The sequence below is a fragment of the Bradyrhizobium sp. U531 genome (genome assembly GCF_051710265.1).
In the GTDB taxonomy this organism is placed as follows: Bacteria; Pseudomonadota; Alphaproteobacteria; order Rhizobiales; family Xanthobacteraceae; genus Bradyrhizobium.
Genome location: NZ_JASVEN010000004.1, coordinates 605,388 through 620,707, shown reverse-complemented (window position 1 = coordinate 620,707; position 15,320 = coordinate 605,388). Strand labels below are relative to the sequence as shown.

General features: G+C 59.6%; 12 protein-coding genes and 2 pseudogenes. 4 read left to right on the top strand and 10 right to left on the bottom strand.

Going from position 1 to position 15,320, the window contains the following annotated elements:
* Positions 1-401: 401 nt before the first annotated feature.
* Positions 402-1,274, top strand: a complete 873-nt coding sequence (locus QRQ56_RS22410; RefSeq protein WP_245329445.1) for a radical SAM/SPASM domain-containing protein — start codon at positions 402-404, stop codon at positions 1,272-1,274.
* A 91-nt stretch (positions 1,275-1,365) separates the two neighbouring features.
* Positions 1,366-1,680: a quaternary ammonium compound efflux SMR transporter SugE gene (sugE, locus tag QRQ56_RS22405; protein ID WP_007600067.1), complete on the top strand. Its 315-nt coding sequence runs from the start codon at positions 1,366-1,368 to the stop codon at positions 1,678-1,680.
* A gap of 672 nt (positions 1,681-2,352) precedes the next feature.
* Here sugE and QRQ56_RS22400 read toward each other — a convergent pair.
* Together QRQ56_RS22400 and QRQ56_RS22395 are read right to left on the bottom strand one after the other, a co-directional pair.
* Complete coding sequence (locus QRQ56_RS22400; protein WP_007605661.1) at positions 2,353-2,874, bottom strand: thermonuclease family protein; 522 nt, start codon at positions 2,872-2,874, stop codon at positions 2,353-2,355.
* A gap of 433 nt (positions 2,875-3,307) precedes the next feature.
* Positions 3,308-4,060, bottom strand: coding sequence for an energy-coupling factor ABC transporter permease (locus QRQ56_RS22395; RefSeq protein WP_438742990.1), 753 nt, complete (start codon positions 4,058-4,060; stop codon positions 3,308-3,310).
* Between the two features lie 373 nt (positions 4,061-4,433).
* On the opposite strand from QRQ56_RS22395, the pseudogene QRQ56_RS22390 reads away from it, so the two are divergent.
* Positions 4,434-4,799: pseudogene (locus QRQ56_RS22390) on the top strand (RMD1 family protein); the annotation flags it as partial.
* Between the two features lie 817 nt (positions 4,800-5,616).
* Here QRQ56_RS22390 and QRQ56_RS22385 read toward each other — a convergent pair.
* From QRQ56_RS22385 to nifH, 8 genes and pseudogenes are all read right to left on the bottom strand, one after another.
* Complete coding sequence (locus QRQ56_RS22385) at positions 5,617-6,147, bottom strand: hypothetical protein (RefSeq protein ID WP_245285976.1); 531 nt, start codon at positions 6,145-6,147, stop codon at positions 5,617-5,619.
* A 572-nt stretch (positions 6,148-6,719) separates the two neighbouring features.
* Positions 6,720-7,016: a ferredoxin family protein gene (locus tag QRQ56_RS22380; protein WP_007600062.1), complete on the bottom strand. Its 297-nt coding sequence runs from the start codon at positions 7,014-7,016 to the stop codon at positions 6,720-6,722.
* A 40-nt stretch (positions 7,017-7,056) separates the two neighbouring features.
* Complete coding sequence (locus QRQ56_RS22375) at positions 7,057-8,364, bottom strand: FAD-binding protein (RefSeq protein ID WP_317245382.1); 1,308 nt, start codon at positions 8,362-8,364, stop codon at positions 7,057-7,059.
* A gap of 11 nt (positions 8,365-8,375) precedes the next feature.
* Positions 8,376-9,491, bottom strand: a complete 1,116-nt coding sequence (locus tag QRQ56_RS22370; protein ID WP_410706228.1) for an electron transfer flavoprotein subunit alpha/FixB family protein — start codon at positions 9,489-9,491, stop codon at positions 8,376-8,378.
* A gap of 1,148 nt (positions 9,492-10,639) precedes the next feature.
* A complete protein-coding gene (nifW, locus tag QRQ56_RS22365) occupies positions 10,640-10,972 on the bottom strand; it encodes a nitrogenase stabilizing/protective protein NifW (protein WP_317245383.1) in 333 nt (110 codons plus the stop codon).
* Positions 10,973-11,078: 106 nt separating this feature from the next.
* A pseudogene (locus QRQ56_RS22360) lies at positions 11,079-11,508 on the bottom strand (homocitrate synthase/isopropylmalate synthase family protein); the annotation flags it as partial.
* Between the two features lie 162 nt (positions 11,509-11,670).
* Positions 11,671-12,399 carry a nitrogen fixation protein NifQ gene (locus tag QRQ56_RS22355; RefSeq protein WP_317245384.1) on the bottom strand — a complete coding sequence of 243 codons (729 nt, stop codon included), beginning with the start codon at positions 12,397-12,399 and terminating at the stop codon, positions 11,671-11,673.
* A 66-nt stretch (positions 12,400-12,465) separates the two neighbouring features.
* Positions 12,466-13,356, bottom strand: a complete 891-nt coding sequence (gene nifH / locus QRQ56_RS22350) for a nitrogenase iron protein (protein ID WP_007600043.1) — start codon at positions 13,354-13,356, stop codon at positions 12,466-12,468.
* 530 nt (positions 13,357-13,886) lie between these two features.
* Between nifH and QRQ56_RS22345 the strand changes: the two genes are divergently transcribed.
* Positions 13,887-14,441: a peroxiredoxin gene (locus tag QRQ56_RS22345; protein WP_317245385.1), complete on the top strand. Its 555-nt coding sequence runs from the start codon at positions 13,887-13,889 to the stop codon at positions 14,439-14,441.
* Positions 14,442-15,320 lie beyond the last annotated feature (879 nt).

Genomic DNA, 15,320 nt, shown 5'->3' with positions numbered 1-15,320 from the left:
AAATCGTACATAGCGTCATATTGTACGCTTTCGATCGCAGTTGCGCCTCCGTTGTGCCATTGCGAAGACAGTTATCGCGGGTGTGTCGGCTTATGGACAATACCGGCAATGGCATGAGTGATGCTTGTTGGAATAAGCGAGAGGTTAGATCGATGCCGTCGATGCATGTGCACTCGGCAGCCACCGGATCCTGCTGGACTGGGGGCGCTAGGGTGAGTGAGCCGTCGGCGCTGTCTTCATCTATCGCGGCCGCGGCTTGCGAAGGTGAAGTGTTGCGGTGACGGGCGACGAACCGAGGATGATGCATGAGCGAACCGACATGAGGGATGCAATGCGAGGGTGCCCCCTCAAGATCTCTTTGTTCCCAATGGCGGAGCGCGGACGTGGATAATATACAATCGATGACTGCACAGGAGCTGCGCTCTGCAATTAGTGGCGGCAGGGTCTTGGAGGTAACCACGACAACGGGCTGTGTCGTCGGATGTTCTTATTGCCCGCAGGACAAGTTCGCCGAACGGCAAAGAGCTATATCCGACGTGAAGCATCTTTCTTTGCAAGATTTCAAGCGATGCCTGGCGCGCGTACCAGCAACTGTGGACATCAGCTTTTCCGGGTATTCGGAGCCTTGGCTCAATCCGGCTTGCACCGAAATGGTTGAGCATGCCTACGCGTGCGGCCATGGAATCCGGATTTTCACAACCCTCGTAGGAATGAATGGGCGGGATCTAAGACGCTTGCGTGCGTTGCAGTTCCGCGGTTTCCTGGTGCACGTTTTTGACGACGGCACGCATATGGACAGTGGTCTCGTCAGGCGCAACTATGTCGATTTGATGCGTCAACTTGTTGATGCCGGCATTTCGTCACTGCTCTTCATAGTCATGGGCGAGGTGCATCCCGAACTAGTCGACATAATACCTGACGAAGCGCTCGTTCGCTCGCGTCCCCCGCGCAGCAGGCCTGCGAGCGGCGAGCTTAGGATGGTTGAAGCAAGACAGCCAATCGTTGGAGCGCTGACATGTCCTGACGAACGGCAATATCGGAATGTTCTTCTCCCAAACGGCGACGTTACTTTCTGCTGCATGGATTTTGAGCGACGGCACGTTCTGGGCAACCTTCTCCGCGACAGACACAAGGATCTCTTCGAAGGGGCGACTTTTGGCAAGATTGCCAGTCGCATGAACGGCGCGGACGGTTTTCTGCTTTGTCGAACATGTGAATTCGCCGAGCCACTGAGGTCGGAATGCTCATCCTTGAGAGCAGTTGACCCTGACTGATCGAAACGAATCGGGAGCCCAGGCGAGGACGGCCTTGCCGCTCATCATCACATCAGCCGCGGGGACGACCCCGCCATGAACGGAGGTCGGCATGGCCTGGAGCATTTTGTTGGTCGCCGGCCTCCTGGAAGTCGCCTGGGCAATTGGCCTCAAATACACCGAGGGCTTTACCAAGCTCGTTCCGTCCGTGCTCACGCTCGTGGCCATGGCTGGCAGCGTGATCCTGCTCGGCCTCGCTCTGAAGACGCTGCCCATTGGAACTGCCTATGCGGTCTGGACCGGCATCGGCGCGGTCGGCACCGCGGCGCTCGGCATCATCCTGTTCGGGGAGCCGGCCGCCGCGTTTCGCTTTGCCAGCATCGGACTGATCGTGGCCGGCATTGTCGGGCTGAAGCTCGTGTCCTGACGAAAACGTCGAAAGCATTGACCCCACTAGGTCAACGCCGCAAGGATCGGAGACTTGCCGCCGTGATTGTCCGGCATGGACAATTGAGCTGGGCGCGTTCCAGCGCACCGCCGAGGGCGCTGCGCCGACAACGGCCCCGGTGATACTGTGGCCGAAGAAAGTCGCCGTGAACCAGATGCCGATGCAGGCCCTCTGGGCCGAGACCCGTTGACCGCTAGCCTCAGTGTCGCAACGCGAACGCCCATGGTGAGGACGATACGCCCATCGGCAACCGGCGTGCCCACGGCCATGGCGTCTGGCCCGATGTACCACGCGGAGCGGCACGAACAATTCGCCACCGAACTCGCGAATACGAATAGAACAGTAATGGATCCCAGGTATGCCGCTGATGCTCCGGGGCGCCGGCTAAGAAAGTTCGCTTGCCCGAGTCATACGATGACTGCCCTACGGAGCTGCAGGGGAGAAGATGCATCACAGAACGATATGATCGGCAGAGCGTCTTCATTTGCTCCGAACTGCTTCCGACCATCCCGCCCAAGAGTACGAGACCATCCTACTCGTTGAGCATGGTTGGGCGGCAGTGGTGAGCTTGACTCACTCCCGATCGAGCCAGCTCGCCCGTGACTGTCACCTCACGCGGAGCAACCGCGTATTCTGGTGTAGGGGTAGCCATCAAGGATGTGCGTTCGCGTCGTCAGAACAGCTGGCTGGTCGACCACCCAACCGAATGCAGGCTCGATATAACCAAGGTACGGCAAAGCTGCCCGCCCATAAGCCCAGCCCGGCACGATCGGCCGCGCGTTGCGCAGCATAGTATCGTCCCCTGGAGTATTGCTTCCAATCGAGCACGAGACCGTTGCGCACCAACCATTCTCCAATATCGGTGCCACCAGCTGAACAGGTCGCGATCGTCCGTCCACACTCATCCTCCAGGACTGGCACGCAACTGACTTCGCGATCTTCAACGAAGCTTTCAAGATCGCGCGCGGCCCTGAGGCCACATTGATATGGATTGCCCTTGATATCTCGGCACATTTGGGTCTCATCCGGCGCGTCAATGCCCCAGAGTCGAACGCGTGTTCTGTTGATTTCAAGGGTGTCGGTGCTGATGACCTTTGCCGGCCCCGTCAGCCCGCCGGCCAGGACGATGCTGAACAGTGCGAGCATGGTCAACACCACGATCAAGCCTGGCATGGCGATTTTCTTTGTCGGACCGCAACCATTCCCGACGAGCGCAGCAGAGCGCTGCCAAGTGGCCAAAGGCGCTCGATCGCAGCAGTGCTAATGTTCCGTAGGTAAGATCGCTCGACAGATGATTCCTCCTGAATCAGCAGCGCACCCCTCCCCTCACCTCCAACCTCGCCCGCGATGCTGTGCGACCCGGCTGCTGCGCTGAGCGAACCGGGCCCGTGCTCCACGTCATTGCGGCAGTCCGCCTCGGCTGCATCGCGCACCGGCAGGACGCACTCCGTCGTGCGCGTCCGCTGATTAGCGACGAGGCAGGTGCAGACGGCCGGCCGCAAGTCGGCGTGATAAGATTTCCCGGTGGCCTTGTCCGAAATGAGCATAAGCTCGGCCGCCTTTCTGGCACCGATAGCAGCAAGCACGCGCCGTCCGCGGTCGCTGCTCACGGCAACTGTAAGGGAAAGCGTATGCATCGCTTGAGCAAAACGGGCGCTCCGAAGGCCATCGTTGTTATCAACGGCAACATGCCTTCTACAGGCGGTTCGCGACAACTCCGCCCGCAGTCACGCCGCCCAACTTGTTTCGCGAGCGCCAGCACAGCCATCTCAACCTCTAGCTGGACCAGGGACATAAGTGCGTAGCAACCCCCGAACCATGCGATGTTATAGAGATTGGCGGCGCCGAAGCCCGCGCCGTAGAGGGCCCAAAACGTGACGCAGACAACGATACCAGACTGATACGCCGTCGAGAGGACAAGCGCCTTGCTGTACTGCAGATCGCGATGCGCGGTGTTGGACGGGATGAGCCGACTGGCGAGCGCCTGCATCGCAAACAACGGCACCAGAAGCGTCGTGGCATTCATACCAAATTGCGGCAGGTCGGCCGGAACAAAGAGTATGTTTTCCAGCAACAGGCCGAGCGCAAGACCAAACGCAGCCGCCGCCGCGCCGAACAACAGAAACAGCATCGAGCCGTGGACGAAGCGCACCTCGGAGACGCCAACCGCAAAGTGCGGCAGGATCTCGAAGAACATGAACACAAGCGTCGCGGCGATGGCTTGCAGGGCAAACGACAGAGCGCCCCGCTCGCGCATAGCCTCGACCAGAAGCTTGGCGGCGACGCAGCACGTCGCAAGGCCTATGGCGTAGCTCAACACAAGCTTGGCGCCTGTTACTATTCCCGGTTCGATATGCATGGTCCAGGTCCCTCTTGCCTTTTTACTCGGGCCTTGTGTGGAGACCGCTCGAAACGGCATTTCAGTTTCCGCACCTGGGTCGACCGCTAACGTCCTGCTTCCGCCATGTCGGACCGGGTGTGGACATAGCCTCCGCTCGGTCTGCGGGACTTCGATAGCAACAGCTATGCCACCCCCGCCACCGCGCTTAAGCCTCTGGTTGCGCATTGAAACGTTCCGTCCCCGCAAGGCTCGCCGTGTGAGTTAGCTGACATACTCTGGATGAAATTGGACACACATGGGTGCCCCGTCTTTGCTCAACCTGTGCCGTTTCGAACAATCGTTCTACCTCCCTCCTTGAATCGGAAATCCTGCGGCCGCCGGCGCGAAGACACCCTTCGCACGCGAACTAGCCGAGCGCGGCCGACCGCGCGAGGACCCAAGGGCATTCTCCAGCTGATCGGCGATGCGCTCCTGGTCCAGCAGCGTGTGGCGGGCCGCGCAGCCATTGCCGAGAAGCCCGACGCACTCTGGGACAAGCCGGCGCTGGAGCGGCTCTATTCGCGCATGAAAGACGGATACGAATTGAAGGAGCGGCTTGAGATGCTCCAGCGCAAACTGCGGGCCATCTCCGGAACGGCCAACGCGCCGACGGGCATCATCGAGACACGGCGCTCGCCGCGTCTGGAGGGTTATAGTCGTGCTGATCGCGATGGAAGTTGCGATCGGATGCGGTCAGACTATTGCAGCAGCTCAGTGAAGTGCGGCTGGTCACAGCACGCGAGGCGCTTTCCTGGCGTCTGAGCGGGCCTACTAACGTATCAGGCCCGGTAGTTGCGCGGAACACGCTGTTCGGCCCACGCGGCGGCGTGTTTTGGCCAAGCCTTCGCCGTGCTCGTGCACGCGAGGTTCGACGAAATCCCGGTGCGGCTCGCGACCCAGCAAATAGGCGAGGCGACTTCCGGCGCAATTCTCCGGAAATCGATCAACGATCATGAGTGTATGGCAGACGCGCGGCAGAGCGTTCACCCCGACGATCCAGCGTGACCCGAGAAGACCCTTTGTCAGTTTGCGGCGGACCGCCACTGAGCTTGTCCGCTGTTGCCGAGTAGCTCGCGGAATACTTGCCCTTCCCCCGTCGTTCGCCAGCGCGCGGCCAGTGATGACCGGAACAAGGACGGTCGATTTCACCAGAGCGCCTCGCTATGAGCGATCGCCTTTCGCCGCTTTGACACATCGCCGCGGCTCGGTCGACGTCTCCTTCGGTGATTTCCCTTGCTTGGCTGTTAGCGAAAGGCTCCAGGATCGAGGAGCGCAGCGCACCGCGCGTGCTACAACTGAACATGAAAGCTCCGAACCGCGGTCCTCGGGTTGACTAACGCGACGGTCGCCGAGCTATACGCGCTCGGGACTGCCATGGAGCGTGCATGGCAGCTCCGCGTCAGCGAAAAACGGACGACAAGGAACTGCGCCGCGAATTTCAAGCGGTTTTGACCTCGCAAGCAGGCGCCATCCGACGTCGCTGTTGCCTGTAGACATTCCATCTGCAGGGATTGTCCTCAAAGCGCCCTCGCCACTCACGTGCGGGCGGCAACTTCCCCCAAATCCACTTCTGAACAGAACCCGCCATGGCGATGCTTAGCTGGCTCGTTCAGAAGGCCGGCGAGCCTGAGGCCTTCAAGGACTCCTTCGAGCCGCTGTTCGCGAACGATTGCGGCGAGCAGCGAAACGGCCTCCTCCCGATGGACGGTGAAGCCGACGTCAGGCGCTCGCTGAACCAAGAGGTCCATCAAGGTCGGAAGTTCAGCAACGTGGTCGCGTAAGGTCGAGACCACATCATTGGCGAGATAGGTCGCCAAATCCCCTTTCGCCGGCGGATCAAAGTCCAACTCGACCGCGGCGCGCTTCTCGATTGCCTCTCGTATCAACTCGCGCTGGCTTCGTGCATTCATCGAGAGCATGAACGCCGCATCCGCGAGCTTCTCGCGCGGCAAGCTTCTCAGTTCGACTATGCGAGCCTGGATGTCGCCAATCGAACTCTCACGCCCTGCATCTGCTCGCCACGCGTTAGCTCCTGCCCTGCTCTTTTGTACCCGAACCATCGTCATGCTCTCCGGCGGACGATATATCCCGGCGATACAGCGGAATGGAAGTGCAAAGTTGTGTGGTGCATGCGCGCAGTCCGCCTGACGAACGCGGAACCGGCGGTCGCGCGAAGGACTCAGAATGCGCTATTTTCGTGATGCGCTCGTGCTTTTCTAGTCTACAAGGCGCGGGATGGCATGTTGTCGGGTCGTGGCTACGGCGAGCGAAGGCCTGCTTCCAACATTCCGTCAGTAGGTGATAGGCAGCGAGCCGGTGGCGGCGGGCGGATCACCGCTAACCTTCCAGGGAGGACGAAACCGGCCAGATATTCCGGAAGACAACCAGACCGTGGACCAGATCCGAGACGGACGACGTTGCGTTTGCACCCTTGCTTCGGATCCGCTCGCTTTGGCTATCTTCGGGAATATTATAGCGGAAACCGAAAACTGCGTTTGTCCACATGCAAGGGCCCGCCGGGTAGATGGAAAGATTGGGACACCGGTTGAACGTGACCGGGTTAACGCCGATTTCACGCGTGATTTAGTTGCATCGCGAGAACGACGTAGCCGCCGTGGCAGGGCTCTCACCCGAAGTTTTAACCGAACTTGAATAGGACACCGTAACCGCCGCGTGGGTAACTCCACTCGATATCACCACTTTCTTCGCAGATCACCCTGCAGGTGCCGCATTCGATACACCCGTCGACTGTCACCTCAACATGACCTTTATCGCTGAGCTCGTAGCACCGTGCAGGACAGGCCTTCAACATCGACAAGAGCCGCGAGGATGGCGTGGTGTGCGGACGCACCTTGATATGGGCACGGCCGGAATCGACAAGATAACGGTTGTAGAATAGTTTATCCTCGACACGTTGGGATGGCTCGCTCGGCATTGTTTCTGGCTCCGTCGTTCGTCGTTGTCTTAGGTTTGGATCACCGCCAGGCCCGGGCAATGCGCAGGGCATCGCTAAACAGCCCACTCCAAGACCGCGCCTTGATGAATGAGCTCAGCATCAGCTTCTCTTTCTCGAGTTTTGGTGTGCCGTCGACGCGCACGTAATCCTGCATCGCCCTGGAGAAGAGCTGCGGATATGTGAGAAAGAAGTTCTGCGAGTGGGTATGCATGAGTGCCGGCATATCCTTGTACTTTTTCAGGTCCTTGATCACGAAAGAATCAGTTAGCATTTTCTTGTAAAGTGAAAGATTTTTGGCCGTCATCGGATCTTTTCGCGATCTGATAAGGCAGATCGCTTCCGCCGCGATACGGCCCGACGTCATCGCCAAATTGGACCCCTCGCGATGGATCGCGTTGTTAAGCTGGGCGGCGTCTCCGACGACCACCCAGCCCTCCCCGCAAAGCTGCGGGATTGCCCTGTACCCACCTTCGGGGATCAAGTGCGCAGAATATTCCTTGACTTCCGAACCTTCGATGAGCGGCGCGACGGAGGGGTGACGCTTGAAACCCTCGAGCAGGCCGTAAGGTGTCTCGCCGGTACGCTGGAAGTCGGCAACAAGACAGCCAATACCGAGCGAGATGCATTCCTTATTGGAATAGATGAAGCCCATACCGGTCATGCCGCGGGAGATGGTTCCTGCCGCTTCGATGACGAGCCCCTCGTCGCCTTTGAGATTGAAGCGAGCATCGATTGTCTCACGCGACAAAAAATGCATCTCCTTAACCGCGAGTGCGACCTTGTCCGGTTTCGGCCGCCCTCTTAAGCCCGCACCCGTCCCGAGCACTCCGTTCACCCCCTCGGCCAGCACGACAACATCTGCATGGATTTCACCCCCATCGCGGTCTGTGCGCACCCCGACGACCCTGCCATGGGAATCCTGGAGGAGCTCGGTCACCGTGGTCTCGCACAGCACCGTAGCGCCGGCCTCGCGGACCTTCTGGGAGAACCATTTATCGAACTGGGCACGGATGATGGTGTAGCGGTTCGGCTTCTCCTCGTTGAAATCATCGGATCGATAGTGAATCCCGGTGTGCGAACGCTCGTCCACGATCCAGAAGCGTTGCTCGACTAGATGCCGCTCAAGCGGCGCATCTTCTCGGAAATTCGGGATCAGCTTCTCCAGCATATCAGCATAAAGGATGGCCCCTTGCACGTTCTTCGACCCGGAATACTCGCCGCGTTCCAGCTGCAGCACTTTCAGACCCCGCTCGGCCATTGTAAGCGCCGCCGCGTTCCCGCCCATGCCAGCACCGACGACGATGGCGTCGAATCTTTCCTGAATCATAACAAGCTCCCCTAGCCAGCGATGCGGTCGTGCGAGTGCGGCGATAGCTGCGCGCGGAATGCAGAGGTCAATGCCGGCAACAGTCGAATGGCGTCGGTGACGATGCCGATATGGGCAAAGTCGAAGATCGGAGCGTTCTTGTCAGTGTTGATGGCAACGATGAGGTCGCTGCCCTCCACGCCGACGCGATGCTGGATAGCGCCGGAAATGCCGGCCGCGATATAGAGCTTTGGCCGGATGGTTTTCCCGGTCTGGCCGATTTGTCGGTCCGAGGTGGCCCAGCCCTTCTGGACCAGCGGCCGCGAGCAGCCATATTCGGCGCCAAGCACGTCCGCGAGCTGGTGTACAAGTTGGAAATTTTCAGGCGATCCCAGACCGAGCCCTCCAGCGACGACCACGTCGGCATAGGCAAGGTTGGACTTTGCAGAATCGCGGTCTGGCAGGAAGGACAGGACCTTTGTGACGATATCTTCTTCTACAAGCCCGAGCGGATGCGAGATGACGCGCGAGACGGCGCCTGTCACGCGCTCGGGCATCGGCATCACGCGCGGACGGACGGTTGCCATCTGTGGACGATAGTTGAGTGTGTAGATCGTGCACAACAGTGAGCCGCCAAACGTCGGCCGGGTCGCCGCAAGCGAGCCGTCGGCATCGACATCGAGCTCGGTGCAGTCCGCAGTTAGGCCGGTGAGCAATGTGGTGGCCACTGAGCCGGCGAGATCGCGGCCGAGTGTTGTTGCCCCTAGGAGTAGGATTTCCGGCTTATAAGTGTTGACCAGCTCTGACAGGGCTTTCGTATAGGACTGGTTGCGATAATCGGCCAAGAGATTGTCCGCGACGATATAGGCGAGGTCGGCGCCGTAGCAGAAGGATTCGGCGACCGCCTGCTGCGTTGTCTCCCCGACCGGGCCGATGACAACCGCGGCGAGGTCAACATTGAGCTTGTCGGCGAGCCGGCGGCCGGCCCCCATCAGCTCCCATGAGACGGGGTGCACAACCCCGCGTTCCTGCTCGATGAAAACCCAGACGTGCTTATACGGCTTAAATCGCTCGGGCAGTTCCCTCTTGGTCGCCGCGCGACCACCACCCGCGGCCGGAGCTGCACTTTTCGGTGCGGTGCTCATCATCTGTACTCCCATTCGCATTCAGTAGCGGCTCGCCAGCGGCGCATGCTCCGCCTCCAGGTTGGAATTTGCGCTTGAAGATTTCTTCAGTTAAGCGTCGGGCCGGACGCCGGCCGGCATCGCGTCAGCACGGCCTGGCAGCAGCGTGGGGCCGATACAGCCGTTGCTGGAGCTTGACGACGAGCCCGGAAGCACGCGCTTCCGGTTCGTTCCGGATGCGGCATTCTGGGACGACGGTTTGGTTCCCGGCACTCCTAAGGCACCGACCGGGCCGGTCAGGCGTGCCGATCGATTGGTCCTCCTCATCTTAGAGATGCAACCGAGGTGCAACAGATCAAGGACCTGCGAGGGGCTCGGCTGGTACGATTGTCGGCCGCGTCGTTGCCGGTGGAAGCGCGATCTCATTGCTCCGAGTGCGCTTGTTTCTTGCCGATCATAGCGACAGGCCCGCAACTCCTGGCGAGGACAGGAGGGGCGGCGCTCAAGGCGCCCGGTCAACAGCGCCGCACGGCTGGCGCTGTTGAGCAACGGCTCTCCCCGCGAAACCTCGGCCAGGGATCGGCCAACGGGGGCGCACGAATCAAACGCACCTTTCAGCTCAGCCAGGTATGCGACCATCGCTTTGGCGCCGCGACGCATTATGGTGCCGGCAGGCAGCGCGCGCGAATCTGCGCGGCGTCAAAAATAAAATCGATGCGAACCAAGACGTGCATGCGCTGCTCCAAACTAGCTGAGCATATGTCAGCAATTGTCGTACCAATTGCGCAGGCGATGAAAATTGGCCGCTATTTCAAATCTTACTGAAGAAGTAAGTCGGATTGGCGCCCTCTCACGAGGCCGAAACATTCGAGACCGTACTGACCCGTGTCCGGAATGCGACAGAAGACACTCATCTGAACCTTGCTGAGTTTTCCGCGCAACATGTGCGGTCCCGCTGCCGGCGCATGATTGCAGGAGATAGGCACACCTGCGTACCAGCTCGAAAGGATGGAAATATCGGCGGCGAGTCGTGATTGGCCCCTAAGGAGCCGTGGTGATGAACTGCGGATCCGCGAGGCCGCAACTGCAGCTTTCCGCTTGAATTCGAAGCCATGGCTTGCTGTCAGGCTCTCGGGACCTTCACGGTCCAGAGCACGACATATAAGCTCAATTCACTCCAACAAATCGAGCTGGACCAATGCGGGATGCATGTTCGCTTGTGGTGCGGTCGCATCCTTCAGCACCTTGAATACGCGCTGTTCGATAGGGGAGGACGTGACGAAGTCGGCATAGGCGCGCTCAAGCGTGGTCTTGCAACGCGCGGTGATCTCAGGATCAGATGCACCAGTCAACTCCTCGCCTGCGAGATATTGACCCATGCGACGCAGGATGTGAAGCCGCGCCACATCGACGATTTTCGCATCGTACTCGACGCCGAGCAGTGCAAAAAAATCCTCTGCCGCCGAGGCCTTGTTCAATCGCGCAAGGATCCCATCCGTCGTCATTCTCAACCTCCATCTCGATCCGCGCCCAGAAACGACCAGGCTGGAATGTTTCAACCGATCGCGCGACGCGCGTGGCTGATTCGCTGTTGACGAGCGAGCTCTCGTGAATGTCGCGCCAAATCGCCACCACCGTTTCCTGCGCAACCAGACCTTGGTGCTCGATGGCATGCTTGCGGACGGGCGCGGGGATGGTTTCGCTTTGCTCGGCGCCGAAAGAAAGTTGCACGATAGCAGCAAGGTAATCGCGGCGAACCCTGAATGCTTGCCGATCATAATCCGGGGGGAGCGCTCGAGCAGCCCCGGGTCTAGCCCTTCGTAGCTGCGCCAGGTCCTTTAACAGCCCGTGGACGTGGATGCCGGATTCATTGGTAAAGACATGCTCGTCGACAATCGCCTTGTTGAGCGGGACGGTACGGGACGCAGCGGCTGCAACGACGACCGCGACTTTTTCCCAGTTCGGATAGCAGCACGCCGGTATCAACGCAACAGAGCTGTCTGAGTGCGACGGCAACTTCCTTCAGCGGCGCGTTGTCGGCTCCGCCAGATATCAACCCGCGATCATCAGACGCCGCCTCGGCCCGTGGGTCGGGTGCGCGCAATCGTTTGCCCCGACCTGTTTTCACCCGCCATGCGACAGGTGGCCGAAAGCTCGTAGGATATACCCGCAATGGCGCCAAAGAGGGGTATCAATAATGAACTCAGCCTTTCAAGCTTGGGACGGCTTGGACGGCGTCATCAAGGCGGCGCAGATGATCCCGCCGACGTCCGGCCATCCGGCTCTCCCCGCTCTCTTCGCCGAAGCAAAGATCAAAATCATTGCATTCCGTGCAGACCGGCGTGGTACACATCACCAGGCCGTCATCTTCGCATAGCATGCGATAGAAGAAGCGCTTCCAGCGCATGTTCTTCGTATTGCGAGCCGCCAGCGGCCCGAAATGGCGCATGAGGACACGGGACAATTCATCCCGCTTCCGCAGGCCGAGATCTTCCCACAAGTGATTAGGCTCCATGGCGCGCCGCGCGATCATCGTCGCGAGCCAGCCGCCAACCTCGCCACGAGTGGAACGTTGCGCAAGCAGGAGGTCGCGTACCATAACTGTCTCGTCAGGCGCCGGTAAGGCGGACTGATCGCGCCAGGTATAGCTCCTGACCGGGGTGGATGGGAAGTATTGCACCAACAGCGCATTGAGCTCCTGGTTGGTCAAGCCAGCCCGCTCGGGAAGTTGGCCGCCATCCATGGCTGATGTGGCCAGAATGCAAGCGAGCACATGGTGATCGAAGTCATCATTGTCGCTGATGTCGACTTCTGCCGGATGGCGCCCGGTCAGAAGCTGGTAGAGCTCACTCGCGTCGCGCTGCTCGGCGGCGTGAGCTACCGATACGCGAGATGAGATCGTGTCGCCCGTTTTTCCTTGTGTGCCGATCATAACTTTCGTACAGCTTCTGAGTGGACGATGTCGGCCTTCCCGGATCGAGAAGGCCGACAACATGAACTATGCCGAAATAGCGGCAAGCTCGGCAGCGGTCTTGCCGACCTGGCTCTCGTCGACGGGCTTGATGATGCCGTGCTCCATAAGCATATCTTCGAGCTCGTCCATGCTGATTGGCGTCGGGATAGCGCCTTGTCCGGCATTATTGTGGATCTTGGTCGCGAGATTGCGATAGTGATCCGCCTGCTTGGAGTCCGGCGCGTATTCCAGCACGGTCATTCGGCGCAGCTCCGCGTGCTGCACGACATTGTCGCGCGGCACGAAGTAGATCAGCCGGCTGCCGAGCTTCTTGGCAAGAGCATCGGCAAGCTCCAGCTCCTTGTCGGTCTGCCGCTCGTTGCAGATCAGGCCGCCGAGACGCACGCCGCCGGAATTCGCATACTTTAGAATACCCTTCGAGATGTTGTTGGCGGCATACATCGCCATCATCTCGCCGGACATCACGATGTAGATTTCCTGTGCCTTATTCTCACGGATAGGCATCGCGAAGCCGCCGCAGACGACGTCGCCGAGCACGTCGTAAGAGACGTAGTCAATGTCCTCATAAGCGCCATTCTCTTCCAGAAAGTTGATGGACGTGATCACGCCCCGTCCGGCGCAGCCGACCCCCGGCTCCGGACCACCGGACTCGACGCATCGAATGTCCCTGTAGCCGAGCTTGATGACGTCCTCGATTTCGAGGTCCTCGACGCTGCCGGCATTCGCCGCCAGGCTCAGAATGGTGTCTTGCGCTTTGGCGTGCAGGATGAGGCGAGTCGAGTCCGCTTTGGGATCGCAGCCGACGATCAGAATCCTTTGGCCCAGCTCAGCAAGGGCCGCCAGCGTATTTTGCGACGTCGTCGATTTGCCGATGCCACCCTTGCCATAAAACGCGATTTGTCTCAGCGAAGACATGTTGCTCTCCATCAACCGATTGCTAATTTCTCGCGCCGAATGCGCGAGCCTGTTTCTCTCGTAGAAATCATGGGCACACGAATTTCGGGAAGGAGGCCATCGCTCGCCATCAGCGTCGGCGTGCCCTCAGCCCTCGCTCGTTGTTGCTCCATCCAGTTAGCAACTGGCGTGCCATTTCCTTCGCACCTGCATTAAGCCTCTGATCACCCTCGACTAACAGCGTGGCCTCGGACGCCAGCGTGCTGTGGCGGACCGGACAGCTGCAAGGGCTCTGACAGAAACCCGACAAAGCCTCGGCGCTCGGATTCCACTGCGAGCGCCGGCCAAGGAGCACAAACGGGAAATCCCGCGCCTTACGCCCGAGACAATTGAGGAGACGACATGTTGCAGATCGGGCTCGAGGACATCGCCACCATCAAAGGCGAATGTTCCACGACGGGCATGGCGGGCACTTGCCGCCAGATCGGGTGGCATATTGCTTGCTCAGTCGTGGAACGATGTTCCGTGTGACCCGATGTTGTGAGGACAATATGCTTGGAATTGGAAGTAAGTTGCCGCCGTTCGACATCATAGGCGTGAAGCCCGGCTTTCACCTGCAGGAGGAGGATGGGCAAAGCGCTTTCGAGACGCTGACTGAGAGAAGTTTCCCCGGCAAATGGAAAGTCATCTTCTTTTACCCGAAGGATTTCACATTCGTCTGCCCGACCGAAATCGCCGAGTTTGCCCGCCTGACGAAGGATTTCGCCGATCGCGACGCAATCGTGCTTGGTGGGTCGACCGATAACGAGTTTTGCAAGCTCGCCTGGCGGCGTGACCATAAGGACCTGCACCGTCTATCCATCTGGCAGTTTGCCGACACCAAGGGCGCACTGGTCGATGGCCTTGGAGTGCGCTCGCGTGATGGCATCGCACATCGCTATACCTTCATCGTCGATCCTGAGAACACGATCCAGCATGTCTATGCGACTAGCCTCAATGTCGGCCGCAGCCCCACCGACACGTTACGCGTTCTGGATGCGATACAAACTGATGAGCTCTGCCCTTGCAACCGCGAAATCGGCGGCGACACGCTTAAAATTGCCTGAGGCAACATATCGATCGTGCAGTTGGACGAGCGTTCCGGCCGCGGGACGTCAGACGCAATCGTTCTTCGATGATGTCAGGTGAGACGATGCTGCCGCAAACACTGCTAGCGCGTGCGACCCGCAATTCAGGTCTCTTTACCGGTCATGAACTCTGACGCCGCCGCCGCGATATTCGCGCGGCCGTCGCGGCGGCGATATCCACGTCTCGATCACGACGATGAACAGCGTTCACGGCCGCTTCGCTCACCTCACATCATCTCGAACACAAGCGGATGCCAGCGCGGCTGCCCATGAACATACAAACGCTTGTACGCTTCTGCGCCTGCCGGACGCACATCTCCCGCCGGATTTCCTTATACTTCGTCGTAGGCCGGACCGCGGTTCTCTTTTGTCTGCGGCTTACCGGCATGCAACTTCAAGGGGTCGATCCAGCGCCCACGGGTCGGAAAGAGGGTACCAATCTCTCCTCTTGGGGCATTCTAGGTTTCAGTCGCCGCGCCTTGAGCAGGGTGGACGCAGCGGCAGATGGCTTAGCGGCGAACGAGGCGTGCCTGCCGTCGATCGACGCGCTCGCACACCGTATTTTCCGGGCCCGGCAAATCTATATTCAGAGCCTAAGCAGCACGTTGCGACGAGCGATTCGCTTGAGTCGCTGATTGAACACGACAATCGGTCGGGTTTAGGTCAAGTAACCGGATCGACGGAGAAACCGGTCAGCTCGTTCGCCGCACGACCTAACCGTCGGCGCCGAGCCTGAGACGACCAACTGGCCGGCAACCGCACGCCGCCTGACGATCTCGATCATCACGCCGGTCGATTTCCGAAGCTGAATCCCATCTCAGCGCTGGTGGCCCAAGCCAATCCCCAAGGTAGACGCTT

Coding starts and splice junctions, on each gene's coding strand:
- QRQ56_RS22410 (WP_245329445.1), top strand. CDS start 402: ATGACTGCACAGGAGCTGCGCTCTGCAATTAGTGGCGGCAGGGTCTTG.
- sugE (WP_007600067.1), top strand. CDS start 1,366: ATGGCCTGGAGCATTTTGTTGGTCGCCGGCCTCCTGGAAGTCGCCTGG.
- QRQ56_RS22400 (WP_007605661.1), bottom strand. CDS start 2,874: ATGCCAGGCTTGATCGTGGTGTTGACCATGCTCGCACTGTTCAGCATC.
- QRQ56_RS22395 (WP_438742990.1), bottom strand. CDS start 4,060: ATGCATATCGAACCGGGAATAGTAACAGGCGCCAAGCTTGTGTTGAGC.
- QRQ56_RS22385 (WP_245285976.1), bottom strand. CDS start 6,147: ATGACGATGGTTCGGGTACAAAAGAGCAGGGCAGGAGCTAACGCGTGG.
- QRQ56_RS22380 (WP_007600062.1), bottom strand. CDS start 7,016: ATGCCGAGCGAGCCATCCCAACGTGTCGAGGATAAACTATTCTACAAC.
- QRQ56_RS22375 (WP_317245382.1), bottom strand. CDS start 8,364: ATGATTCAGGAAAGATTCGACGCCATCGTCGTCGGTGCTGGCATGGGC.
- QRQ56_RS22370 (WP_410706228.1), bottom strand. CDS start 9,491: ATGATGAGCACCGCACCGAAAAGTGCAGCTCCGGCCGCGGGTGGTGGT.
- nifW (WP_317245383.1), bottom strand. CDS start 10,972: ATGACGACGGATGGGATCCTTGCGCGATTGAACAAGGCCTCGGCGGCA.
- QRQ56_RS22355 (WP_317245384.1), bottom strand. CDS start 12,399: ATGATCGGCACACAAGGAAAAACGGGCGACACGATCTCATCTCGCGTA.
- nifH (WP_007600043.1), bottom strand. CDS start 13,356: ATGTCTTCGCTGAGACAAATCGCGTTTTATGGCAAGGGTGGCATCGGC.
- QRQ56_RS22345 (WP_317245385.1), top strand. CDS start 13,887: ATGCTTGGAATTGGAAGTAAGTTGCCGCCGTTCGACATCATAGGCGTG.